Origin of the sequence: Grimontia sedimenti (genome assembly GCF_011045095.1) — a bacterium.
GTDB classification, from domain to species: Bacteria; Pseudomonadota; Gammaproteobacteria; order Enterobacterales; family Vibrionaceae; genus Enterovibrio; species Enterovibrio sedimenti.
Genome location: NZ_JAALDL010000007.1, coordinates 82,688 through 107,883 on the forward strand (window position 1 = coordinate 82,688; position 25,196 = coordinate 107,883).

Genomic DNA, 25,196 nt, shown 5'->3' on the forward strand with positions numbered 1-25,196 from the left:
CATGGCAACCAGTCCCAATAAACTTTTCTCTTATCAGTGGCGCGGCGTCACCTCCAAAGGCGCCAAAGTAAAAGGCCAGACACTGGCATTCTCAGAGCAAGAAGCTAGGCAATCCCTCCAGGGACAACACATCCGCTTGGAGAAAATTAAAAAACGTTCGCCGTCCTCTTGGGTTCGCCGCAGAAACTCTGCGACGGCTAAAGATATCACCCTCTTCTCACGCCAGATGGCTACCATGCTGGAAGCAGGCGTGCCGCTGGGAGAAACACTAAAGCTGTTAAAAGCCAGCGCAAAGAAAGCGGAGATGAAGCTGATCATCGGCCAGATATACAGTCATATAGAAGCAGGCTCCTCACTGGCGCAATCAATGAAAGCCAGCTCTCCATTGTTTGACCAATTCTACTGCGATTTGGTTGCCACAGGTGAGCAAACTGGTCGACTGGAACAAATCTTTGCGCGCATCTGTGTATATCGTGAAAAAAGTGAGGAAACAAGGGCGAAAGTGATCAAAGCAATGATTTATCCCACTATCGTTTGCATGATTGCAGTATTGGTAACAGTTGGCATGTTGATTTTTGTTATCCCCACTTTCAAAGAAATTTTCACTTCTTTTGGTGCCGAATTACCTTGGTTCACCCAGAAGGTACTAGGTATTTCTGATGCCATACAAGCCTATGGGATATACATGCTGTTGGTGACGATAGTTCTTATTGCGGCATTCAAAGTCTGCATCAACAAGAGTTACAGTTTCAGACTAAAAATGAGCAAGTTCACCCTACATATTCCTATTGTTGGGGACGTACTAACAAAAGCCACTATTTCACGCTTTACCCGGACGCTAGCCACCACCTTCAGTGCTGGCATTCCTTTGCTCAATGGGTTATCTGCAGCAGGTAAAACGGCCAACAATACTCACTACAAAAAGGTTATTGAGGAGGTGCATAAGCAAACTGCTGGAGGTCGTCCTCTACATCGATCTATAAAGGAAACTGGCGCGTTCCCGGACATGATGACTCAGATGGTGATGATTGGGGAAGAATCTGGTGCACTGGATGACATGCTTAACAAGGTAGCTGGCATTTACGAGGCCGACGTGGATAACACAGTCGACAATCTCGGAAAAATCCTCGAGCCAATGATAATTGTTACGTTAGGAGTGGTTATAGGCTCACTGGTCGTTGCAATGTACCTACCAATGTTCAACCTAATGGGCATTATCTAATAATTAACTAATAGACTTACTAACAGTGCCGCTAACTGCTTCATTTTACATGGAGCGAAGCGGCACAAGTCGTTATCATACCCAGGGTCTGTTGACCTTTGATGATGGTCAACCACCAAAGTTCAACAGACCCTACCACCGTTTACACAGGATTGATTGATGGACTGGCTTTTTGACTCCCAGGGTCTGTATGTTTTTCTCGCCTCGCTGTTTGGCCTGATCGTGGGCAGTTTTCTTAACGTGGTGATTTACCGTTTTCCCAAAATGATGGAAAGCCAATGGCGACTGGAATGTCATGAGTGTTTTCCTGATGACATGCCAGCAACAAAAGACAGCGATGTCTTTAATCTGAGCTTGCCGCGTTCTCACTGTCCTTCTTGCCGCGCGCCGGTTCGCGCTATCGACAACATTCCTGTGTTGAGCTGGCTGATCCTTGGCGGTAAATGCCGCTCGTGCAAAACTAAAATCAGCGTTCGCTATCCCCTCATCGAAATCCTGACAGCAGTCCTTTCAGGCTTTGTGGCATTCACCTTGACTGGGTATTGGTCATTAGCAGTCATTGGCGCGACTTTCACACTTGTCGCCCTTTGCTTTATCGACCTCGACACCATGCTGCTGCCAGATCAAATGACACTGCCTCTGATGTGGGCAGGTCTTTTGCTCGCGCTTGTTGGCGTATCCCCGGTGTCGCTGCAAGATGCGGTTATCGGTGCGATGGCAGGTTATCTCTCCCTTTGGACTGTATTCCAACTGTTTAAGATCCTGACAGGAAAGGAAGGCATGGGATATGGTGACTTTAAGCTATTAGCGGCTCTTGGCGCTTGGCTTGGCTGGCAAGCGCTGCCGATGGTGGTGCTGATGGCCTCGTTTGTTGGTGCGATTGGCGGCATCATTATGATGCGTGTCAAAGGCACCGGAAAAGAAACACCTTTCTCATTTGGACCGTATCTTGCGATTGCGGGGTGGATCAGTTTGCTCTGGGGCAATAAGATCATCGACTGGTACTTAACTTCTTATCTGGGTTACTGATTCATGGCATACGTGGTAGGCGTCACAGGCGGCATTGGTAGTGGAAAAACCACGGTTGCCAACCTGTTCGCGGAAAAAGGCATTGAGGTGATTGACGCCGATGTGATTGCCAGACAAGTGGTTGAACCTGGCTCTGAGGGATTAAAAGCTATTGCGGAAAAGTTCGGTGCTTCCATGCTCAATGACGACGGCACGCTGAACCGCGGCGCACTGCGCGGGCACGTTTTCTCTCATCCAGAAGACAAGGAATGGCTCAATGGTCTGTTGCATCCCAAAATCAGACAAGAGATGATTACCCAAACCGCACAGGCCAAGTCACCCTATTGCCTGCTGGTCATTCCCCTTTTGGTGGAAAATGGTCTTCAATCGCTTTGCCAGCGCGTGCTGGTTGTCGATGTCAGCGAAGCAACGCAGGTGGCCCGAACCACGCAACGGGACCAAGTGCCAGAAGAGCAGGTCAAAAATATTCTCGCCGCGCAGGCTACTCGTCAACAGCGACTCGAAGCCGCTGACGATGTCATCTTTAACGAAAATGACAGCAAACCGTTGTCAGAACAGATTGAAACACTGCACCACCAGTATCTCGCTCTGGCGGCGCAATAAACGGGAAGCAAGATGAGCAGTGACACCCTTTACGAGCATCCCCTTACCGAGCAGGTTCGTGTATACCTGCGTCTTGAGTACCTTCTCGATCAAATCAACCAATCTTCCACACTGACTGATGACGGTCAGTGGCGCGTCTTTTTCCGCAGCCTGTTCGACTTGGTTGAGATTCTTGAGCAGGTGCAGGTTAAGGGCGACCTTGCCAAGGATTTAGAGAAACAGCGCGCCAGGCTAGAAACTTGGCTCGACGTCCCGAATGTCGATACTGAACAACTAAAAGCGTTGCTGCTTGAAAGCCGCCAGATCCAGCAAGCATTGCTGCAGGGTTCGCGCCTTGGCCAGAAGCTTCGTGAAGATAAGTTTCTGTCATCTATCCGCCAGCGCTTTTCCATTCCTGGTGGTACCTGCAGTTTTGATTTGCCGTCTCTGCACCACTGGCTGAATCTGCCGCTGGCACACAAGCAATCTAATGCGGAGCAATGGAAGCAGACTCTGGCTCCGCTGGATGACGCGCTAAGCTTTTGGCTGCGTCTGACCCGCGGTAGTGCTGGCCTTCAGCCTTGCACAGTAGTGAATGGGTTTTATCAGCAGGATGTAGAAGGGGCAAATTTACTGCGCATTCAAGTCTCTACCGAATACAATGCCTTCCCATTGGTATCCGGTCACAAGTCGCGTTTTGCCATCCGTTTTATGCCATTTGATGAGAGTCAGCCTGTTCCAGACATGATGGCCTTATCTCTGGCAGTTTGTTAATTAAAGAGGTTTTTGTGAGTCAAGAGAAGCCAACCATCGTCAATTGCCCACAATGTGGCATTCCTGTGGTTTGGGGCGATGTCAGCCCATTTCGTCCGTTTTGCAGCAAGAAGTGCCAACTGATTGATCTTGGCGAATGGGCCGATGAAGAAAAGCGTATTGCCGGTGCACCGGATATGTCTGACAGTGACGGCTGGTCAGAAGAGCAGTAACGAGAGATGAGAGATGAGAGATGAGAGATGAGCGTTATCCACTCCCTAAATCTTGTCTCTCACGCTTTGTTCTTATCTCGATTCACAGATCTCAACTCTAAAGCAAAGCGTCTCTGATCTTATCCAGCACCGGATCATTCGCTTCGGGGAAGGTGTAGTTTGCTAGCTCGCTGATAGCCACCCACTCCCCTGGCTGCCCTTCCTTACCAAACGGTTCGCCATCGAATTCTCTGACAAGAAAGAAATCGAAAACCAACGCTTTGTCGGGGTAGTCATGCGCCAGTGAAATAAATGGCTCAATAGTCTTAGCGGTAATACCCACTTCTTCTTCAAGCTCTCGCTTCACCGCTTCATGGGCAGATTCACCGTCTTCGACTTTGCCACCGGCAAATTCCCAAAAGCCGCCTTTGTGTGCCTTAGCTGGACGCTGGGTGATGAAAATCGCATTGGCTTCAGGGTTCAAAATGATCCCTGCTGCAATATGAAGTCGTTTCTTTTCCATTTAATTATCTCACTTCCATAAAAAAGGCCGCTAAGCGGCCTTTTCTTTAAGCACCTCAGCTTAGTCAATCTTACCGTGGCACTGCTTGAATTTCTTACCGGAACCGCAAGGGCAAGGCTCGTTACGACCCACTTTACGGCCATCACGAACAACAGTTTCTGACGAAGCACTTTGTGATTCGCCGTCGGCCAATTGGTTTTCCGCTTCGGCATGGTTCATTTGCTGGCGGCGTGCTGCGGCTTCTGCCTGCGCGCGGCGCTGCTCTTCCATGCGATCCACTTCTTCTGGCTGCTGAACGCGTACTTTACTCAGCGTCATGATCACGTCTGATTTCAGTGACTCGAGCAGGCCTTCAAACAGTTCAAACGATTCACGCTTGTATTCCTGTTTCGGGTTCTTCTGCGCATAACCACGCAGATGGATGCCCTGACGCAGGTGGTCCATTGCCGCCAAGTGCTCTTTCCAAAGCGTATCCAGCGTTTGCAGCATGACCGCTTTTTCGAAGTTACGCAGGGTTTCTGCACCCACAGCCGCTTCTTTCGATTTGTAAACATCAACGATGTTATTCAGGATCTGCTCACGCAGTTGCTCTTCATACAACTTATCGTCGTTGTCCAACCACTGCTGCAAAGGAAGTTCAACGTCGAAGTCGGCTTTCAGACGGCCTTCGAGTCCTGCGATGTCCCACATCTCTTCCAGAGATTGTGGCGGGATGTACTGATCAATCACCGCATTGACGATGTCTTCACGGTTTTGTTCAATCATTTCGCTGATGTCGGTATTTTCCATCAGCTCATCACGTAGCTCGTAAACCACCTTACGCTGGTCGTTGGCGACGTCATCGAATTCCAGCAATTGCTTACGAATATCGAAGTTACGACCTTCCACTTTACGCTGGGCGTTTTCAATCGCCTTGTTCACCCATGGGTGCTCAATCGCTTCGCCTTCTTCCATACCCAGCTTCTTCATCATGTTCGACACACGCTCAGAAGCAAAGATACGCATCAGTGAATCTTCCATCGACAGGTAAAAACGGCTTGAGCCTGGGTCACCCTGACGACCAGAACGGCCACGTAGCTGGTTATCGATACGGCGAGATTCATGACGCTCGGTACCAATGATGTGGAGACCACCCGCCGCTTTCACTGCGTCATGACGCTCACGCCATTTCGCTTTGATATCGTCAATTTGTTGCTCTGATGGGTTTTCCAGCTTAGCAACTTCAGTCTGCCAGCTACCACCCAACACGATATCGGTACCACGACCCGCCATGTTGGTCGCGATGGTCACTGCACCCGGTGCACCCGCTTCAGCAACAATATCTGCTTCTGATGCGTGGAATTTTGCGTTCAGTACTGAGTGTTTAACACCCGCTTTCTTCAGTGCATTCGAAAGCAGCTCAGATTTTTCAATCGACACCGTACCCACCAGAGAAGGCTGGCCTTTCTCGCTGCGCTCTTTGATATCTTCGATGATCGCGTTGAATTTCTCGCGTTCAGTCATGTAAACCTGATCCGCCATATCATCACGGACCATTGGTTTGTTGGTTGGAATAACTACAGTATCCAGACCGTAAATCGACTGGAATTCGAACGCTTCGGTATCTGCTGTACCTGTCATACCTGACAGACGGTCATACAGACGGAAGAAGTTCTGGAAAGTGATCGATGCCAGCGTTTGGTTTTCGTTCTGGATCTTCACGCCTTCTTTGGCTTCAACAGCCTGGTGTAGACCTTCAGACCAACGACGGCCAGGCATAGTACGACCTGTGTGTTCGTCAACGATGATGACTTCATCGTCTTTCACGATGTAATCAACGTCTTTCTCAAACAGTACATGTGCACGCAATGCAGCATTGATGTGGTGAAGCAAAGTGATATTGGCTGGAGAGTACAGGGTGTCGTGCTCTTCCATCAGGCCATTTTTCTTCAGCAGTTCTTCAACAAACTCCTGACCAGTTTCTGTCAGGTGAGCTTGCTTGCCCTTTTCGTCAACAGTGAAGTGGCCGTCACCACGGTACTCTTCGCTGTCTTCTTTGTCCTGGCGAACCAGTTGTGGGATCAGCGCGTTGATACGGGTGTACATATCAGAGCTGTCTTCTGCAGGGCCAGAAATAATAAGAGGGGTACGCGCTTCATCGATAAGGATGGAGTCAACCTCATCCACTACAGCAAAGTAGCGGGAGCGCTGAACGCGGTCTTCGGCACGGAATGCCATGTTGTCGCGAAGATAATCGAAACCGAACTCGTTGTTCGTTCCGTAAAGAATGTCTGCAAGGTAGGCTTGTTTTTTCTCTTGCGGATGCATGTTCGGCACGTTCACGCCAACCGTCATATCCAGGAATTCAAACAGTGGACGGTTGGTTTCGGCATCACGCTTCGCCAGATAGTCGTTCACCGTGACGATGTGAACGCCTTTGCCCGTCAGGGCGTGCAGATAAGCTGGCAAGGTTGCAGTAAGGGTTTTACCTTCACCGGTACGCATCTCTGCGATTTGGCCATTGTTCAGTACCATGCCGCCAATCATCTGAACGTCGAAGTGACGCATGCCGTAAACACGCTTAGACGCTTCACGCACGGTAGCAAAGGCTTCCGGCAGAATAGCGTCCAGTGATTCACCTTGCTCGATACGTTGGCGATATTCAGCAGTTTTGGCTTTCAGCTCTTCATCGCTGAGCGCTTCAAATTGCGGTTCAAGGTTATTGATTTCATTTACAACTTTGCGAAGGCGACGCAGTGTTCGGTCATTGCGGCTTCCGATTACTTTGGTAATTAGTTTCGATAACATGGCTTTGCCGTTTCTCTCATTTTGTCGCTTTAGCGTATTGGCCAAAGCCTGGATCCAGTGCGGCAGAGAACAATCAGCATATCCCTCTGCCAAAATTCTTTCGGAAGAATTAACGATGCGTTATAGCGTTGATCTGGTGCCTTTGGAGTCAGATTTCAAGGCCTGAGAATCAGTTAATCACGCTAAGGTGCTTCAAGGCTGATTATAATAAGGCATATCTATCGCTCATCCCACCTGTAATGCGGGTTCATCGACTTTCGTTGACAAAAATTAGAACCCGTTCATTGACTAGAACCTTTTTAGTGCAGTTTATGTTCAGTTATGGTGCAAAGTTATTACGTCATATCAAGGTTTATGCGGGGATGACATGGAGAGAACAGCCGGGAATTGATACTCTTTAACTAAGCCAATATGGGATAACAGACATCAATGCGAGACCATCGACCACAAGCCGCCCAGGAGCTGCTGGAAAACTCATTGACCGGACAGGTGCGTCAACGAGCCATGGCGCTTTCCCAGCTCAATGAGCAGGTTCAGGCTTTGCTTCCAGCCCAGTCGGCAAAACAATGCCGTGTGGCGAACTACCGTGATGGTATTTTGATTCTGGAATGCGGCTCTTCTGCTTGGGCTACTAGGCTCAACTATGACAGACATACCCTGATGTCCGCACTTCGAAGGGATACACTCCCGTCTCTAATGACGATTGAGATTAAGGTAAATCCTGCGCTGGCTGTTGACCTTGTCAGAAAGGAAGAGACTAAAGAAGCGGAGAAAAAGTGGCGTAAAGTGAGTCCAATGGCCGCAGAATATCTCAAGGCTATTGCGGAAAGCGCGCCAGATAAGGTCAAAAAGCGGCTTGAAGCTATCGCAGCGATGTCGAACCGAGAAGACTAATCACCTTCCCGCAGCCATAAAAAAACCGAAGCCAAGGCTTCGGTTTTTTCGTTGTTCTTTTGCTTACGCCAGAACCATACCTGGTTGTGCGAATGTCACTGGGAGCGTCTGCTCATCTTCAAATGTCGCCCATTCCCATGCTTCCTGATCAGCCAGTACTGCACGCAGCAACTGGTTATTCAGTGCATGGCCTGACTTATAAGCACGCATTTCACCAATGATGTTGTGGCCACACATGTACAGGTCACCAATGGCATCCAATACTTTGTGTTTCACCAACTCATTGTCAAAACGCAGGCCTTCTTCGTTCAGGATGCGGTAATCATCAAGGACGATTGCACAATCAAAGCTACCACCCAGGCACAGGTTACGCGACTGGAGGTACTCGATATCACGCATGAAACCAAAGGTACGTGCGCGGCTGATGTCTTTGATGAAAGACTGAGAAGAGAAGTCCAACACCAGATTTTGTTGCTCTGCTTCAATTGCCGGGTGATTGAAATCGATGGCGAAGTCGAGGCGGAAGCCGTCATACGGCAGCAGCTCTGCCCACTTGTCGCCGTCTTCGATGCGAACAGGTTTCTTAATGCGTACAAAACGTTTTGGCGCATTAAGTGTTTCAATACCCGCAGATTGCAGCAGATAAATGAACGGGCTTGCGCTGCCGTCCATGATTGGAATCTCTGGTGCATCTACTTCGATGATCACGTTATCGATACCCATACCAGCCAGAGCAGCATTAAGGTGCTCAACGGTAGAGATACGTACGCCATCATCATTAACCAGTGCAGTACACAGCATAGTGTCGCGTACAGACGCTGGATCCGCCGGAAAATCTACCGGTGGGTTCAGATCAGTACGGCGATAAATCACGCCTGTGTTCGCTGCAGCCGGGCGCAGGATCAAGGTGACCTTACGGCCAGAGTGCAAACCAACTCCGGTCGTCTGAACAATAGTTTTTAATGTTCTTTGTCTAATCATCTGCCATTCCCAACTGAATACTTGTTTTTGCGCCCCAAATCACTCATTACAGTGTCACACTAGGGCAAAACGGGCAGCATGATACCATGCTGCTGTATACAAACCAAGCACTGCCTATTGTTAATCCGCTTGTTTACGTAAAAACGCAGGGATATCTAGGTAGTCTTGTTCCTGTTTCGGCTTCGGTGCAACGTTAGAAGTCTGTGGTTGAACAGACGGTTCTGCAGGACGTCCACCTTGCACAGGCGTTGCCGTCTTTGGTGTTTCTTGCAAAGGTTGTGCCTTATTTTCTACCGGTGCTGGTTTTGCTGTGTGCCTGGCACCAAAGTGATGTCTGGCTTACGCTCGTTACCAATACCTGTAGCGACCACAGTCACGCGAAGTTCGTCACTCATTTCTGGATCCATGGACGAACCGATAACCACTGTGGCGTTATCTGAGGCGAACGCTTTAACAGTGTTGCCCACAGTTTCAAATTCATCCAGTCGCATATCAAAACCTGCCGTAATGTTCACCAGAACACCACGTGCGCCTGCCAGATCGATATCTTCCAGCAGTGGGCTTGAAATTGCCATTTCAGCCGCTTCTTCTGCACGGTCTTCACCGGTTGCAACGCCGCTACCCATCATGGCATGACCCATTTCAGACATCACAGTGCGGACGTCCGCAAAGTCGACGTTGATAAGGCCAGGACGGGTGATCAGCTCTGCGATGCCCTGTACTGCGTTACGCAATACATCATTTGCTTTCGCAAAGGCATCCAGCAAAGTGATACCGCGACCCAGAACTTTCAGCAACTTCTCGTTCGGGATAGTGATCAGAGAATCGACGTGCTTGGAAAGCTCTTCGATACCCTGTTCTGCAAACGCCATACGCTTCTTACCTTCGAAGCTGAATGGTTTCGTCACTACCGCTACGGTCAAAATGCCCAGCTCTTTCGCTACCTCAGCAATCACAGGAGCTGCACCGGTACCGGTACCACCGCCCATGCCTGCTGCGATAAATACCATATCGGCACCTTCGAGCTCAGCTTTAATCGCTTCGCGATCTTCCATTGCAGATTCACGGCCTACCTGTGGGTTTGCACCCGCACCCAGACCTTTTGTGATATCGCCACCAATTTGGATAACGGTGCTTACCGCTGTCTTGCGCAGAGCCTGTGCATCAGTATTGACAGTGATGAACTCCACCCCTTCAATTGACTCACGCACCATGTGCTCGACTGCATTACCACCGCCGCCGCCAACACCAACGACTTTAATTACTGCATCGTTGGACATTTCCATCATCGGTTCAAACATGTGTTCTCTCCGTCTTTCCTGTTCGCATCAGGTTTAAAATTCTTTCTTAAGCCAGCCACTAAGTTTACTGAACATGCCTGATACAGTTCTTTTAGGCTCCGGCTCGCTCGATTCGTTCAATAGGTTTTCTTTGCCGTAATGCAGTAACCCAACTGCAGTGGCGTGATAGGTTGCATTGACATAGTCAGTTAGCCCTGTCACACCATCAGGAAGCCCCACGCGTACCTGGTTCTGGAAGACGCGCTCAGCGCATTCCACCAGCCCATGCATTTGCGCAGCACCGCCCGTAAGGACGATACCTGCGGCCAGTTGGTGTTTTACACCTTGTCCGCGTAGACGTTCCTGAACGCGTTCCAACTCTTGCTGCACCAACCCCAGCAATTCGCTGCAACGCGGTTCAATGACTTCGGCCAGTGTTTGACGCTGCAGGCTCCGTGAAGGACGACCTCCAACGCTTGGCACATTGACCTTGGCATCTTTGTTCACCAACTCGCTTAACGCACACCCATGCTTCACTTTGATTTTCTCAGCGTCGCTAAGAGGTGTACCGAAGGCATAAGCAATATCGCTGGTGATGACATTTCCAGCGTAAGGAATGACGGCTGCATGACGCAAAGCGCCGCCAGTCCATACGGCAATGTCCATGGTTCCGCCGCCAATATCGACGACGCATACCCCCAACTCTCTCTCGTCAGCAGTGATCACTGCGTGGCTAGCCGCCAGACCAGAGAAAATTAATTGGTCCACTTTCAGACCACAACGTTCCACCGCTTTTTCGATATTTCGCGCGGTATCGTTGTGGCAAGTGATAAGGTGCACGCTGGCTTCCATACGCACACCGGAAAGACCAACAGGATTCTTAATCCCTTCCTGATAGTCGATTTTGTATTCCTGCGGGATAACGTGCAGCACGCGCTGCTCGTCGCTGATCTTCACCGACTTCGCCGTGTGAATCACCATGTCGACGTCATCCTGCGTGACTTCCTCATCGGAAATCGTTCCCATACCGCGTTCGGTCTGGCAATGAATATGCTTTCCTGATAGCGACAGATAGACTGAACGAATCTTGCAATCAGACATCAGCTCTGCGTCGTTAACCGCGCGCTCCACTGATTTAACAACAGACTCAAGATCGTTGACACCGCCTTTATCCATGCCTTGTGAAGGCGTAGATCCCACACCAAGCACATTGATCGCACCGTCAGGCAAAATCTCACTGACCAGAACAGAAACCTTGGAGGTTCCGATATCCAATCCAACAATCAGCGGTCTGTCAGTTGTTTGTTTCATTCCACCTACTCTCAGGTATTCTCGTCACTGGCTTCTACTTCCGGAGCTTTCCAGCCCACCGCAGCGCCAGTGTCATAGCGCAAGTCCACATATTGAATCGCTCTGTCGGTCGACTTGAAATCATCAAGTAGTGTGACAAAGCGTTTTAGTCGCTCATTGCGGGACTCACGTCCTAATTCAATGCGCACCCCATCACGGGTGACAATTCGCCACGAGCGGCGCTCATTGAGCGCCAAGGCAGCAATTTCTAATTTTGTTGGTGCCAGAATGCCACGCATTTCGCGCCACGCTTCCAGCACTTCTTTTTCGCTGCCATCTGGGCCATGTAATGAAACTAAGCCCAGATTTTTGACTTCAGCAGGATCCGCGCCAAATACGCTCCCACCAACGTCTAAAAGAAACGATCCATTCCAGACTGCTTGAGGCTGGTATTCAGTCACATTGACTTTGATCGTATCCGGCCATTGCTTTCGCACGGCGACATTCGCGACCCAAGGCAGTGCAGAAATTGCACTGTGGATGTCATCCACATCCTGAATCATAAAGCTGTTCAAACCACCGAGTTGTAGCACCGCATTGCGCACTTCCAATGGTGTTAAGTGTTCCAGCTCACCCTGTACAATAATCTGGGACAACGGCAATTGCTCTTCGTCCCCCATCCAAGTGATGACACGGAGCAATGACCAGAGGATAGCCAGAATGACAAATACTAAAAACACCAGCCCCCCCCAATGTTCTTTCAACATTGAAGGCTGAGCCGGTATGTCCTCTACGGTCACATTTGTCATATCAGGCTATTGCCTCTCTATCGTCAGGCAACCTGCGGCTTTGCCTCAGCAAAGCCGACCGATTATAACGGTCAGTTTGACAGGTCACCAACCCTTCTTGGCATTGAAGTGATGAAGCTGAGATCAAATACATGCAAAACCACCAAAAACAGGTTAAAAGTTAGACATCACTCTGCCCAAGCTCAGTCATTCCGCATGTATTCAGGTTTATCCCTGCTCGCTCAACGCCTTTTTATCCAGCTTTAATTCGGCCAGTTTTCTAGCCACTTTACCAATATCACCTGCACCTTGTGTCAGCACCAGGTCGCCAGGTTGAATCACTGCGGCTAACGCTGCAGGTAAAGCATCCACATCCGGCACAAAAATAGGGTCGATTTTTCCTCGGCCACGAATAGTGCGGCAAAGACTTCGGCCATCAGCACCGGCAATCGGCGCTTCACCAGCGGAATATACATCCAGCATCAGTAACACATCGACTTGCTCAAGCACATTGGCAAAATCGTCATACAAATCTCGGGTGCGGCTGTAACGGTGCGGCTGGAACACCATGACCAGGCGGTTATCTTCCCAACCCGCACGTGCTGCCTGAATGGTGACGTCGACTTCACTTGGGTGATGTCCGTAATCGTCCACCAGCAGCGCGTGACCGTCTTCCACCGGGAACAGACCCAGCTGGTCAAAGCGACGGCCAGTGCCTTCAAAGCTCGCCAGTGCACGCAAGATAGCGTCGTCTTCTACTCCATCTTCCGTTGCCACAGCAACGGCAGCTGCCGCATTCAATGCATTGTGTCGGCCTGGAATATTCAGTTCGATGTGAATCTCCGGTTTGCCAGCACGCAAAATGGTGAAGATGCCCTTCTGGCCCTCCTGACGGTAATCTTTTAAGCGCACGTCAGCATCATCTGAGAAGCCATAAGTGATCACCTGGCGACCAATGCTTGGGATCAGTTCTCTCACCACAGGATCGTCAACACACATCACTGCCTGACCGTAGAAAGGCAACTTGTGCAGAAAATCGATAAAAGTCTGCTTCAGGTTGTCGAAGTTGCCACCATAGGTATCCATATGATCCGCTTCGATGTTAGTGACAATCGCCACCATCGGCTGCAAGTGCAGGAATGAAGCATCACTTTCATCGGCTTCTGCAATCAGGTAGCGGCTACAGCCCAAACGCGCATTGGTACCAGCACTTTTTACCAGACCACCGTTCACAAACGTCGGATCCAGACCTGCTTCCTGATAAATCAGCGTGGTCAGGGCTGTGGTGGTGGTTTTACCGTGCGTACCTGCTACGGCAATACCGTGGCGGTAACGCATCAGTTCAGCCAACATTTCTGCACGACGAACCACTGGAATACGCGCGGCTTTCGCGGCAACCAGCTCCGGGTTGTCCTGACGGATAGCCGTAGAAACCACAACAACACTAGCGCCATCGACATTGGTCTCAGCATGACCAAAGAATACTTTGGCACCTTTGCTTTCCAAACGTTGGGTCACGGCGTTTTCTGATAGATCAGAGCCTGTGATCTCATACCCTTCGTTGATTAGCACTTCCGCAATACCGCACATACCGGCACCGCCAATACCCACAAAGTGAATGCGCTTCACACGGCGCATTTCCGGCACCATGGTTCGAATTTTTTCTAATTGATGATTATCAAATTTGCCCATCACTTTGTTCTCTACTTCGCTACGTCTTTGATGACACTGGCCACACGCTCAGCAGCATTGGTTATTGCTGCGGCTTTGGCAGCCTTCGACATCGCCATCAATGACGATGAATCTTTATCTTCCAGTGCCGCCGCCAACGCGTCAGCACTCAAATCCGGTTGTTCTATCATTAGCGCCGCGCCACTCTCGACGAGGTGCTCAGCATTCAGTGCCTGCTGGCGATCTTTGTGCTGGAAAGGCACGAAGATCGATGGCACGCCTGCAGCAGACACTTCCGATACCGTCAAAGCGCCAGAGCGGCAAATCAGAATATCCGCCCAATCGTAGGCTTCAGCGACATCATCAATAAACTCGGTGACTTCAGCATTCGCCACACCCGCTTTTTGGAAGCGCTCTGCCGTGTCCGCCTGATTGCCTTTGCCTGCCTGATGGCGAATCACCACTTCTCGGTTCAGCTTCGCTACCGCTTCCGGCACTGTGTGATTTAAGATTCGAGCCCCCTGGCTTCCTCCCATCACCAACACTTTCAGCGGTGTGCCATCCACATAAGTTTTATGTTCTGGCAAGTCGCAAACATCCTTTCTTACCGGATTGCCAACGACTTCTTTGTCAGCAAACGCTCCAGGAAAAGCCTGCAACACACGCTTGGCAATCTTTGCCAGCCACTGGTTGGTTAACCCCGCGACGGCATTTTGCTCGTGGAGAACAACGGGAATGCCGCTTAGCCATGCAGCCAAACCACCCGGTCCACTCACATACCCGCCCATGCCCAGCACAGCATTCGGTTTCCAGTTTTTGATATGGCGCTTTGCCTGAACAACAGCATTAAGTACCATCCAAGGGGCGAGAAGTTTACGCGCAAAGCCCGAACCACGCAGCCCTTTTACTTCAATAAAGTCGATCTCAATGCCATGTTTTGGCACCAAATCCGCTTCCATCCTGTCTGCCGTTCCCAGCCAGCGAATTTCCCAACCTTGTTCCTGCAACTCTTTGGCTACCGCAAGTCCTGGGAAAACGTGACCGCCGGTTCCACCAGCCATCACCAATAATCGTTTATGCTTTTGTTCGTTTTCGTTTTTCATGAGAGACAATTCGTTGGTGCGCCTGCGCCGTTTCCAAACGGTATTCGTGGTCAATGCGAAGAAGTAGCGCCACCGCCGTCGACATAATAAATAAACTGGAGCCGCCATAACTGACCAGCGGCAACGTCAAACCTTTTGTCGGCATAATACCTGCCGCAGCACCGACATTCACCAGTGCCTGAAACGCAAACCAGATGCCAATACCAAATGCCAGAAAGCCACCAAATAACTGGTTCGCTTCAAGGCAACGCTTCCCGATAAAGAGGGCACGGAAAACCAATGCAAATACCATCAGCAAAACAACAGTGACGCCAATAAGACCGAGCTCTTCTGCCAGCACCGCTATAACAAAGTCAGTGTGCGCTTCCGGCAGGTATTCGAGTTTCTGTATAGAATTCCCCAGCCCTTGTCCCCACCAGCTGCCGCGGCCAAAGGCCATCAAAGATTGCGTCAGCTGATAGCCACTGCCAAATGGGTCTTGCCAGGGATCCAGGAAGGAGGTGACGCGAGCAACACGGTAGGGCTCAGCAATGATCAAAAGACCCACCAGTCCAAGACCAGTAAACAGCAAGACACCGAACTGCCATAGCTTGGCGCCGGCAATAAACAGCATGCCTACCGTCGTAACAAACATGACGACAACAGAGCCAAGGTCAGGCTGAAGCAGCAAAAGACCAGCAATCACCACCAGCACTGCCAGTGGTTTCAAAAAGCCGGTGACGCTTTCTCTGACTTCACCATGACGACGAACAAGATAGCCAGCAATAAACAGGAAGAGTGATAATTTGGCCACTTCTGCGGGCTGCAGGTTAAAAAAGCCCATTGGCAGCCAACGGGATGCACCGTTTACCGATTTACCGACCAGCAAAACCGCCAACAAAAGCGCGAGCGAGATAAAAAGCAGAGGAATGCTGAGTTGTTGCCAACGCGACAAAGGTATCTGCATGGCCACGCCGGCAATGATAAGTGCGCCTACCAGATAGATGCCCTGACGCATGGCGAAATAAAACGGCTCATCAACCAGACGGACAGATACAGGAATGGAAGCAGAGGACACCATGATGAGACCAACCATCATCAGGCCGAATGACAGCCACACCAGTTGGCGGTCATACAATGCCGTTGGCGCTGGATTCGAGAGCCAGCGCATCAGACGGTTGTCTTCCCACTTCGCACTCATCATTCCGTCACGCTCTCCTCAGCGCTTCGCTGTGCAATCTCTTGCGCGTATGCAGCAAAGGTATCGCCTCGCACCATAAAGTTGGTGAACTGATCGAAGCTAGCGCATGCTGGAGACAACAACACCATGTCACCAGATGTCGCAGTTGATGCCGCGATATCCATAGCTTCCTGCATGGTTTCAATCACCACGGGCGACTCAACCAGATTTGTAAAAGCATGACCATCACGGCCATAACAGTACAAAGTCACGTTCAACTTATCGAGGATAGGTTTCAGCGAAGAAAAGTCTGCGCCTTTGCCATCGCCACCCACCAAAAGGTGCAGACGCCCTGCCAACTGCAGGCCATCAAGCGCCGCTTCAGTGCTCGCGGGGTTAGTCGCTTTTGAGTCATTCACCCAAAGCACGCCGTTGTGTTCGACCACTTGCTGACAGCGATGAGGTAAGCCTCTGTATTCACGCATCGCCTGACATTGCGCTTCACGGCTCACTCCCACTGCATCAGCCAGCGCCATCGCCGCCAGACAGTTAGCCACATTGTGACGGCCCACCAGCGCGATATCGGACACCGCCATCACTGGTTCACCTTTTGCTGTCAGCCACTCTGCGACGTTTTTCTCGGTGAGTGTGTACTCACCTGACGTGAAACCGAAGCTGATAGCAGGCACATTGTCGCCTTTGGTCTGTGTATTTTTGGTCTGGAGATCGTCTTGGTTCCAGACCGACAGTTTGGTTTGGTCGAAAATGCGCAATTTAGCATCGCGGTAGTCATCCATCCCTTCATAGCGATCCATATGATCTTCTGAAAGGTTGAGGAACACTGCCGCTTCTAAATTCAGGGAGGAGGTGGTTTCAAGCTGGAAGCTCGACAGCTCCAGTACATAAAGCTCATGCTCATTGGCCAGCATATCCAAAGCAGCAAAACCGATATTACCGCCAACACCGACATTAATGCCTGCCGCTTTTGCCATCTCGCCAACCAGGCTGGTCACGGTGCTTTTACCGTTTGAGCCGGTAATACCAATGACAGGCGATTTTACATCACGGGCGAAGAGTTCAATGTCACCGACAATCTCAATGCCTTTCGCAGCTGCTTCTTTAAGCTCTGGCGTTGCCAGCGCAATGCCTGGGCTTGCCACAATCTGGTCTGCTGAAAACAACCAGTCCATATTCCAGCCACCGGCATGCAATGCCACATTTTTCGGTAACTGCTCTGCGCCCGGCGGATTAGCACGGGTATCAATCACTTTCACGGTCGCGCCATCATCTTTTCTCACAAGATGATTAACGACAGAGAGCCCGGTCATACCGAGCCCAATCACCACAATGTTTTTCGCGGCGTCTGTCTTCATTTAGCGCACCTTCAATGTTGCCAGTCCTGCAAGAACCAGCATCAGGGTAATGATCCAGAATCGTACAATCACGCGCGGCTCTGGCCAGCCTTTCAATTCGTAGTGGTGGTGGATAGGCGCCATGCGGAAAATGCGCTGACCACGCAGTTTGTAAGAGCCCACTTGCAGGATCACTGACAAGGTTTCCATCACGAACACACCGCCCATGATGACCAACAGGAACTCCTGACGTACCAGCACGGCAATCGTGCCCAGTGCACCACCGAGTGCCAGTGAGCCCACATCACCCATGAACACCTGTGCCGGATAGGTGTTAAACCACAAGAAGCCAAGACCTGCGCCGACAATCGCCGCACAGACAATCACCAATTCATCGGCATCTTTGATGTAAGGGATGTGCAGATATTCAGCAAAGTTCACGTTACCCGTCGCCCAGGCAATAAAGGCAAAACCACTGGCTACCATCACGGTCGGCATAATGGCCAAGCCATCAAGACCATCAGTGAGGTTCACTGCGTTACTTGAGCCAACAATCACGAAATAGGTGAAGACGATGTAGAACAGGCCAAGCTGAGGCATCACGTCTTTGAAGAAAGGCACCACAAGTTGGGTGGCGGCTGTATCTTTACCGTGGATATAGAGTGCGAAGGCCACTACCAGCGCAATGGCGGATTGCCAGAAATACTTCCAGCGGGCAATCAGGCCGTCTGTGTTCTTGCGCACCACTTTACGGTAGTCGTCGACAAAGCCAACGGCACCGTAACCCAGAGTCACGAAAAGCACCGCCCAAACATAAGGGTTGGAAAGGTCAGCCCACAGCAGCACAGTGACTGTAATCGCGGTCAAAATCATGATGCCGCCCATGGTCGGTGTACCACGCTTGCTGAAGTGGGACTCCGGACCTTCGTTACGCACTACCTGACCGATTTGCAGCATCTGCAAGCGGGCAATCAGGCGAGGGCCCATCCAGAGTGACAGCGTCAAAGCGGTCAACACGCTGAGGATGGCGCGGAATGTCAGGTAATCAAACAGTCGGAAGAACGGAATGTGTTGGGTTAGGATATCTGATAGCCAATCTAGCATTTGGCTGCCTCCTCTATTGCTGCAACCACTTCAGACATCTTCATTCCGTTGGCCCCTTTGACCAAAACGGATACTTCGCGTTTTGTTTTCATCAGTTCTACTACATGCGCAATCAATGCGCTTTTATCTTCAAAGTGCTGACCCCCGCAACGCTCGCTGATCGCGGCGCTGGCAGGTCCATAAGTAATCACGGTTTGAATTGAGGCCTTGCTGAGGTGCTCTGCCACTTCTCCATGCACCGAATCGGAGTGTTCGCCCATCTCGCCCATATCGGCCAAGACGATGACTTTGTCTCCGTCGAAGCCATCCAGCAAATCCACAGCCGCTTTCATTGCTGCAAGACTGGCGTTGTAGCTGTCATCAATCAGACGAAGACCTGGGCGCGGGAAGCTTATCGCACCACGACCTTTGACAGGCGACACAGAAGCGAGACCTCGGACCACATCGTCCATTGTCACCTTACTATCTATCTTGGTCGCTGCTATGGCAGCAAGAATTGCGTTCGCAACGTTGTGTTCACCGGGAAGGCTGAGTGTCACCGAATAGGTACCTTGTGGTGAAACCAAATCGAAGGCATAGCAGCCGTTGTCGACCTGATGAATATTCTCGGCACGGTAGTCTGCAGGCTTGTCAGTCACTGTCATGGTAAGTACTTGCTTACTTTTCAGTACGTCATCCCAAAATGCGCCACCATTGCTGTCCTGATTAACGATGGCAAGCTCGCCGTCAGCAAGCCCCTGGAATATTTCGCCTTTGGCTTTCGCTACGCCATCAAGGGAACCGAAGCCTTCCAAATGCGCTGCCGCCAGATTAGTGACCATCGCCAGATCCGGCTTAACCAAAGCCGTGGTATAGGCAATTTCACCAATGTGGTTAGCGCCCAATTCCATCACCGCGTACTCATCAGAGGGTTGCAGACGAAGCAAGGTCAGCGGCACACCGATGTCGTTATTGAAGTTGCCGGCGGTATAAAGCGTCTGACCTTTTGGAGACAAAATGGCAGCCAGCATTTCTTTGACTGTGGTTTTACCGCAGCTGCCTGTGAGCGCAATCGTCTTCACATCACATTGAGATTTCACCCATGCGCCCAGTTGCCCCAAAGCCAGTTTGGTGTCCTTCACAATCAGTTGTGGTAGTGCGACATCGACAGGTTTGGAAACCAAAAGCGCAGACGCACCGTTCTCATACGCAGTTTCTACAAAATCATGAGCATCGAATCGCTCGCCCACCAGCGCGACAAACAAAGCGCCATTGCCAAGTGTTCGCGTGTCGGTGGAAACGGCATCAATCACTACATCTTCGCCGACCAGATCAGCATCTAAAACAGTCTGCAGTGATTTCAATGAAACTGGAATCATGCCTCTTCCTCCAACAAACGGCGTACGGTCTCACGATCGGAATAGTGAACAGTACCTGATGCCAGCACTTGATAGTCTTCGTGTCCTTTTCCTGCGACCAGAATCACGTCTTTTTCTGACGCATTTTCAAATGCATAGCCACACGCTTCCGCGCGGTCGTGAAGGATAATTGCCTGATCGGGATCGACCATGCCTTTGAGCATGTCAGCCACAATCGCTTCCGGAGATTCTGAGCGGGGATTGTCGTCGGTCAGGATAGCCACATCAGCCATTCTTTCAGCAATGTCTGCCATCATTGGGCGTTTACCTGTATCCCTATCGCCACCACAGCCGAAAATACACCAAAGCTTTCCGTCGCAGTGACGACGAAGAGCCATCAGCGCTTTTTCAAGGGCATCGGGGGTGTGAGCATAATCCACCACCAACATAGGTTTGTCAGCACGATGAAAAACTTCCATGCGTCCAATCACCGCCTGCAACTTGCTGGCCGCTGCCATCAGAGCTTCTTTTTCGTAACCAAGTCCCAGAAGCGTGGTCAGGCTAACCAGAAGGTTCATGACGTTGAATTCGCCAACCAGCGGCGCAGTAAATTGACCAGCACCCCATGAAGAGTCAAAGCTGATGGTCACGCCACTTGTCGCGTAGTCGACAGATGTTAGCCAAAGCTTGCGTCCTTGATGCGCGTGGACATTGCTTTCAGAAAGTGAAACCGCCACCGCTTCCGGCATGTTGCTGACCCAGTTTGCACCAACCGGATCGTCAACGTTGATCACGGAAACTGGTGAGCCGTAGTGAGTAAACAGGCGAAGCTTGGCTTCTGCGTATGCTTCCATGGTGCCGTGGTAATCAAGGTGATCACGGCTGAGGTTAGTGAAGATAGCAGCATCAAAAGCCACGGCTTTCACACGATCCTGCACCAAACCATGAGAAGACACTTCCATCGCCACATGAGTCGCACCCTGATGGTTAAACGCCGCCAGTTGCTGCTGAATATCCAACGCGCTGCCCGTGGTGTTCAAAGCTGGCTCCAATGCATCAAGGAAGCCGTTACCTGTGGTTCCCATCACTGCAGCTTTACCTTCAAGCAGGTCAATCCACTGCGCAACCAACTGGCTCACTGTGGTTTTACCATTGGTACCTGTCACACCAATCACTTTCATCATTTTGCTTGGTGATTGATAGAAACGGTCAGCAATTTCCGACAAGGTGGATTTCAAGTGAGGGAAGGCAACGACTGGCACACCATTTGCAAGGTGACATCAAACTGGCCGTTAGTATCACCATCATCGGCAATCACCGCCGCTGCGCCGGCTTCAATAGCAGCAGGAATAAAACGTCGCGCGTCCAGGGAGTGCCCCTGAACGGCAATAAATACATCACCCGGTTGGATCTGGCGGTTATCCAGCGTCAAACCGGTAATAGGTGTCTCTGGGATGGCGTCATACCAAGGCGCCAATAATTCTTTAAAGCTCGTGTTCGGCATCAGTTCCGATTGTCCGTATTAGCAATCTGTAAAAATGGCTGCTGAGCGTCCGGTGCGATATTGAGGATCTGCAACGCGCTCTTCATCACGTCAGAAAACACGGGGGCCGCAACCTGACCACCGTAATATTTGTCGCCTTGGGGTTCATTGATCACCACCACCATGGCAATGCGTGGCTCGCTCAAAGGTGCGATCCCCGCCGTATAACCGATATATTCATCACCGTAGCCACCAGCCACCGCAACTTTCGCTGTACCTGTTTTTGCCCCGACACGGTAACCGTCAACCGCTGCGCGGCGGGCACTTCCGCCTTCCTGCGTCACGGACTCCAGCATGTCGAGGACTTTTCGGGTGTTTTCTTGTGATGCCACTTGTTTACCCGGTACCACTGATTCTGTTTTCAAAATCGACAGCGGGCGATTCACACCTTCCGCGCCAAGTACCGCATAAGCGCGGGCAAGCTGAGCTGGCGTAATAGAAAGGCCATAACCAAAAGAGAGGGTCGCACGTTCGAAGTCAGACCAACGGCGACGGTTCGGATACAGTCCATAAGACTCACCGACCAGATTCACACCAGTTGCGTCACCGATGCCAAAGCTGCTGTAAAGGCCAAGCAATGCTTCGACCGGCATAGAAAGAGACAGTTTACTGACACCGATGTTACTGGATTTTTGGAGGATTTTACGGAGGTTTGCTTCACCGACTTTGGATACATCGCGGACACGCGCTCCGCCGATGCTCATCACGCCGTTACCCGTATCAATGATGGTCGACTCATCCGCTACGCCATTTTCCAATGCCGCCAAAACCACCAGAGGCTTGATGGTGGAACCTGGCTCGAAAACATCAGTGATGGCGCGGTTACGCATTTTGAAACTTTTCAGATCGGCGCGGTTATTCGGGTTGTAAGACGGTGCATTCACCATCGCCAGCACTTCGCCCGTGCGGACATCGACCATGACCAAAGAGCCTGAAGTCGCGCGGTAGTCCGCAACCGCTTGCTTAATGGCGCGATAAGAAATCGCCTGAAGACGCTGATCGATACTGAGTTGAAGTGGTTTGCCTTCTTCCTTGGCCTCTTTGGAAATGACTTCAACGACGCGACCATAGCGGTCTTTGCGCACAGTACGGCGGCCTGGTTCACCACTCAGCCAACCATCATAGCCACGTTCGATACCTTCGAGACCACGGCCATCAATGCCGGTTACGCCCACAAGGTGAGCACTGACTTCACCTGCCGGATAAAAACGACGGGACTCATCATTCATACCAATACCCGGTAAGCGAAGACCGGATACGTAATCAGCAACAGCAGGGCCAACCTGACGCTGCAGGTAGATAAAGCGTTTGGTTTTATTACGCTCGATGCGGTTGACCATCGCCTGACGGTCGATACCCAAGACATCAGCCAGCGCGTACCAGCGGTCAATGTCTTTCAGACCGCCGTTTTTAAATACAGTCACCGGGTCGACATATACCGCTTCAACCGGGACACTGACAGCCAACGACTCACCGTTGCGATCGGTAATAATGCCACGTGCGGAATGAAGGGCTTTGACACGGACAGAACGCATATCGCCTTCCTGAAGAAGGCGATCCGGCTCGATGACCTGAATGAATGCTGCGCGGGCAATCAACGCGACCATGGCAAGGGAAATACAGAAACAGACCGTGACAAAGCGCCACCGAATCAAATTCGGTGTTGGCTTTTTCGCTCGCTGATTGGTCGGTTTCGTTTTTCCCTTCACGCTATTGGCTCACTATGACTTCACGTCGACTGTCTGGACGGATCATGTCCTGATCCTGCCGTGCCATGGCTTCGACACGGCTGTGTTCTGATAACGCATGCTCCTCAAGCAACTGGTTACGCCATTCGACTTCCAGTTGCTCACGCTCCATCAATAGTTGGTCATGATGGGCTATCGCAGCACGCGTTTGCTGGGTGATGTAAACCACGCCCAATGCAGAAAGCAGTACCAGAACCAAAAGCACCATAGGAACCCGACCGATACTGGTCAGGTCCTGCAGAATTTGCCTTGTCAGTCCTGGATTTTCTGCCGACATCAGTCACCCAATTTTTCTGCCACACGCAGCACCGAGCTTCGGGAGCGAGTGTTGTCTGAGACTTCCACGTCAGACGGTTTCAGTGCTTTGCCCACCAACTTCATCTTTGCCTGACCCAGTGCACGGATTTGATCTTCGGTCAGTGGCACGCCATGTGGCACATCCGGCCCTTTGCTTTGCTTACGCATAAAGCGTTTCACCAAACGGTCTTCCAATGAGTGGAAGCTGATGATGGACAGACGTCCACCCGGCGCCAGCACTTCAAGCGCACCTTGCATCGCCGTTTCAATCTCTTCCAGCTCACTGTTGATGTAAATGCGAATCGCCTGAAAACAGCGGGTCGCAGGGTGCTTTTTACGATCACGGGAAGGTGATACCGCAGCAATCAAGTTGGCCAGCTGCAAAGTGCGGGTCAACGGCTCTTTGGTTTCATCTTCGCGGTGCGCCACAATGGCACGGGCGATACGCTTGGCAAATCGCTCTTCACCAAACTCTTTCAACACCCAGGCAATATCGTCTGCTTCCGCTTCGGCAAGCCATTGAGAAGCTGGAATACCTGAAGTCGGATCCATGCGCATGTCCAAAGGACCATCGCGCATAAAGCTAAAGCCACGCTCTGGATCGTCTAATTGCGGTGAAGACACCCCAAGGTCCAGCAATACGCCGTCAATCTTGCCACTCAGACCACGTTCTTCGATGTATTGTTGAATGCCGGAAAATGGGCCATGAATAATGTTGAAGCGCGGGTCATCAATCGTGCCTGCCTCTTCAATCGCCTGCGGATCGCGGTCAATACTATAAAGCTGACCACCGTCACCCAGACGACGTAAAATTTCTCGGGTATGTCCACCACGGCCAAACGTACCATCGACATAAATGCCGTCAGGTTTAAGTGCGAGACCTTCGATGGATTCGTGGAGGAGGACGGAAATGTGTGAAAACTGCTCTGACATAATCTTGATTACCTAAAGCGATAAGTTACTGAGCCTGTCGCTCAGCGCTTCCGCTGATTCGGCTTGATGTTGAATATCCTGGTCGATCTGTTGCTGCCACTTGTCGCTGTTCCAAATCTCAAACTTGTTGAGCTGTCCCACCAGCATGGCTTTACCATTCAAACCGGCGTAATCGCGCAGTGTAGGTGCAATCAGAATTCGCCCCTGTCCGTCCATCTCACACTCAAACGCATGACCAAGCAGCAATCGCTGTAAACGACGCTCGGCTGGATTGAGGCTGGATAAGCGGGATAGCTTGGCTTCGATGCGCTCCCATTCAGGCAAGGGGTAAAGCAGCAGGCATGGTAACTGATGATCAATGGTGCAGACAAACACGCCATCGCACAACGCATCGAGTTCTTCCCGATAACGCTTTGGCAATGCGACGCGACCTTTCGCGTCGGGCGATATGGCGCTGACGCCCCTCAACATGTCACTGACTACCCTTTTTCACCAGAATAACCCACTTTATTCCACATTTTCCCACTAGGAAGTGTAAGTATCAGGCAAAAAGAAAGTCAAGCAAGCATCTAGCGCGACAAAGATCACGTAATCGCGAAGCGCATTCT

Annotated in this window: 21 protein-coding genes and 2 pseudogenes; 6 read left to right on the forward strand and 17 right to left on the reverse strand. The window is 50.9% G+C overall.

The genetic code is table 11. The annotated features are described in order from the left end of the window. Window position 1 precedes the first annotated feature (1 nt). From G5S52_RS11110 to yacG, 5 genes are all read left to right on the forward strand, one after another. Entirely contained in the window at window positions 2-1,222 is a 1,221-nt protein-coding gene (locus G5S52_RS11110) for a type II secretion system F family protein (protein WP_165013553.1), read from the forward strand. Between the two features lie 159 nt (window positions 1,223-1,381). Further along, window positions 1,382-2,251, forward strand: a complete 870-nt coding sequence (locus G5S52_RS11115) for a prepilin peptidase (RefSeq protein WP_165013555.1) — start codon at window positions 1,382-1,384, stop codon at window positions 2,249-2,251. A 3-nt stretch (window positions 2,252-2,254) separates the two neighbouring features. After that, window positions 2,255-2,854 (forward strand): dephospho-CoA kinase, encoded by a 600-nt coding sequence (coaE, locus tag G5S52_RS11120; RefSeq protein ID WP_165013557.1) that lies wholly within the window; start codon window positions 2,255-2,257, stop codon window positions 2,852-2,854. A 12-nt stretch (window positions 2,855-2,866) separates the two neighbouring features. Next, window positions 2,867-3,607, forward strand: coding sequence for a cell division protein ZapD (gene zapD / locus G5S52_RS11125; RefSeq protein ID WP_165013559.1), 741 nt, complete (start codon window positions 2,867-2,869; stop codon window positions 3,605-3,607). A gap of 14 nt (window positions 3,608-3,621) precedes the next feature. Then, on the forward strand, window positions 3,622-3,819 hold the full coding sequence (yacG, locus tag G5S52_RS11130) for a DNA gyrase inhibitor YacG (RefSeq protein ID WP_165013561.1): 198 nt from the start codon (window positions 3,622-3,624) through the stop codon (window positions 3,817-3,819). A 97-nt stretch (window positions 3,820-3,916) separates the two neighbouring features. Here yacG and mutT read toward each other — a convergent pair whose 3' ends face one another. Both mutT and secA read right to left on the reverse strand, forming a co-directional pair. Then, the gene (gene mutT, locus G5S52_RS11135; RefSeq protein ID WP_165013563.1) at window positions 3,917-4,321 is read right to left on the reverse strand and encodes an 8-oxo-dGTP diphosphatase MutT; all 405 of its coding nucleotides are present in this window, start codon (window positions 4,319-4,321) and stop codon (window positions 3,917-3,919) included. A gap of 60 nt (window positions 4,322-4,381) precedes the next feature. Next, complete coding sequence (secA, locus tag G5S52_RS11140) at window positions 4,382-7,108, reverse strand: preprotein translocase subunit SecA (protein WP_165013565.1); 2,727 nt, start codon at window positions 7,106-7,108, stop codon at window positions 4,382-4,384. A 429-nt stretch (window positions 7,109-7,537) separates the two neighbouring features. Here secA and G5S52_RS11145 point away from each other — a divergent pair, with 429 nt between their 5' ends. Then, window positions 7,538-8,002: a DUF721 domain-containing protein gene (locus tag G5S52_RS11145; RefSeq protein WP_165013567.1), complete on the forward strand. Its 465-nt coding sequence runs from the start codon at window positions 7,538-7,540 to the stop codon at window positions 8,000-8,002. Between the two features lie 63 nt (window positions 8,003-8,065). On the opposite strand, the gene lpxC is transcribed toward G5S52_RS11145, so the two are convergent. The 15 genes and pseudogenes from lpxC to mraZ form a co-directional block, all read right to left on the reverse strand. Continuing rightward, on the reverse strand, window positions 8,066-8,983 hold the full coding sequence (gene lpxC / locus G5S52_RS11150) for a UDP-3-O-acyl-N-acetylglucosamine deacetylase (RefSeq protein ID WP_039849731.1): 918 nt from the start codon (window positions 8,981-8,983) through the stop codon (window positions 8,066-8,068). A gap of 120 nt (window positions 8,984-9,103) precedes the next feature. Further along, window positions 9,104-10,284: pseudogene (gene ftsZ, locus G5S52_RS11155) on the reverse strand (cell division protein FtsZ). A 33-nt stretch (window positions 10,285-10,317) separates the two neighbouring features. Continuing rightward, a complete protein-coding gene (gene ftsA / locus G5S52_RS11160; RefSeq protein WP_002537378.1) occupies window positions 10,318-11,574 on the reverse strand; it encodes a cell division protein FtsA in 1,257 nt (418 codons plus the stop codon). Between the two features lie 11 nt (window positions 11,575-11,585). Next, window positions 11,586-12,362 carry a cell division protein FtsQ/DivIB gene (locus G5S52_RS11165; RefSeq protein WP_165013569.1) on the reverse strand — a complete coding sequence of 259 codons (777 nt, stop codon included), beginning with the start codon at window positions 12,360-12,362 and terminating at the stop codon, window positions 11,586-11,588. Between the two features lie 207 nt (window positions 12,363-12,569). Next, window positions 12,570-14,033 carry a UDP-N-acetylmuramate--L-alanine ligase gene (gene murC, locus G5S52_RS11170; protein WP_165013571.1) on the reverse strand — a complete coding sequence of 488 codons (1,464 nt, stop codon included), beginning with the start codon at window positions 14,031-14,033 and terminating at the stop codon, window positions 12,570-12,572. 11 nt (window positions 14,034-14,044) lie between these two features. Next, window positions 14,045-15,115: an undecaprenyldiphospho-muramoylpentapeptide beta-N-acetylglucosaminyltransferase gene (gene murG / locus G5S52_RS11175; RefSeq protein ID WP_165013573.1), complete on the reverse strand. Its 1,071-nt coding sequence runs from the start codon at window positions 15,113-15,115 to the stop codon at window positions 14,045-14,047. After that, window positions 15,087-16,298, reverse strand: coding sequence for a cell division protein FtsW (ftsW, locus tag G5S52_RS11180; RefSeq protein ID WP_165013575.1), 1,212 nt, complete (start codon window positions 16,296-16,298; stop codon window positions 15,087-15,089). Before ftsW ends, murG begins: the two co-directional genes overlap by 29 nt. Next, complete coding sequence (gene murD, locus G5S52_RS11185) at window positions 16,295-17,647, reverse strand: UDP-N-acetylmuramoyl-L-alanine--D-glutamate ligase (protein WP_165013577.1); 1,353 nt, start codon at window positions 17,645-17,647, stop codon at window positions 16,295-16,297. Before murD ends, ftsW begins: the two co-directional genes overlap by 4 nt. Next, complete coding sequence (mraY, locus tag G5S52_RS11190) at window positions 17,648-18,730, reverse strand: phospho-N-acetylmuramoyl-pentapeptide-transferase (RefSeq protein ID WP_002537368.1); 1,083 nt, start codon at window positions 18,728-18,730, stop codon at window positions 17,648-17,650. After that, on the reverse strand, window positions 18,724-20,088 hold the full coding sequence (locus G5S52_RS11195) for a UDP-N-acetylmuramoyl-tripeptide--D-alanyl-D-alanine ligase (RefSeq protein ID WP_165013579.1): 1,365 nt from the start codon (window positions 20,086-20,088) through the stop codon (window positions 18,724-18,726). The genes mraY and G5S52_RS11195 overlap by 7 nt, the downstream gene beginning before the upstream one ends. Next, window positions 20,085-21,571: pseudogene (murE, locus tag G5S52_RS11200) on the reverse strand (UDP-N-acetylmuramoyl-L-alanyl-D-glutamate--2,6-diaminopimelate ligase). Before murE ends, G5S52_RS11195 begins: the two are co-directional and overlap by 4 nt. Next, entirely contained in the window at window positions 21,571-23,319 is a 1,749-nt protein-coding gene (locus G5S52_RS11205) for a peptidoglycan glycosyltransferase FtsI (RefSeq protein WP_002537362.1), read from the reverse strand. The pseudogene murE and the gene G5S52_RS11205 overlap by 1 nt, the downstream one beginning before the upstream one ends. 1 nt (window position 23,320) lies before the next feature. Continuing rightward, window positions 23,321-23,635 carry a cell division protein FtsL gene (gene ftsL, locus G5S52_RS11210; protein ID WP_002537361.1) on the reverse strand — a complete coding sequence of 105 codons (315 nt, stop codon included), beginning with the start codon at window positions 23,633-23,635 and terminating at the stop codon, window positions 23,321-23,323. After that, complete coding sequence (gene rsmH / locus G5S52_RS11215; protein ID WP_002537359.1) at window positions 23,635-24,588, reverse strand: 16S rRNA (cytosine(1402)-N(4))-methyltransferase RsmH; 954 nt, start codon at window positions 24,586-24,588, stop codon at window positions 23,635-23,637. Before rsmH ends, ftsL begins: the two co-directional genes overlap by 1 nt. A gap of 12 nt (window positions 24,589-24,600) precedes the next feature. Then, window positions 24,601-25,059 (reverse strand): division/cell wall cluster transcriptional repressor MraZ, encoded by a 459-nt coding sequence (mraZ, locus tag G5S52_RS11220; protein WP_002537357.1) that lies wholly within the window; start codon window positions 25,057-25,059, stop codon window positions 24,601-24,603. Between the last annotated feature and the right edge of the window lie 137 nt (window positions 25,060-25,196).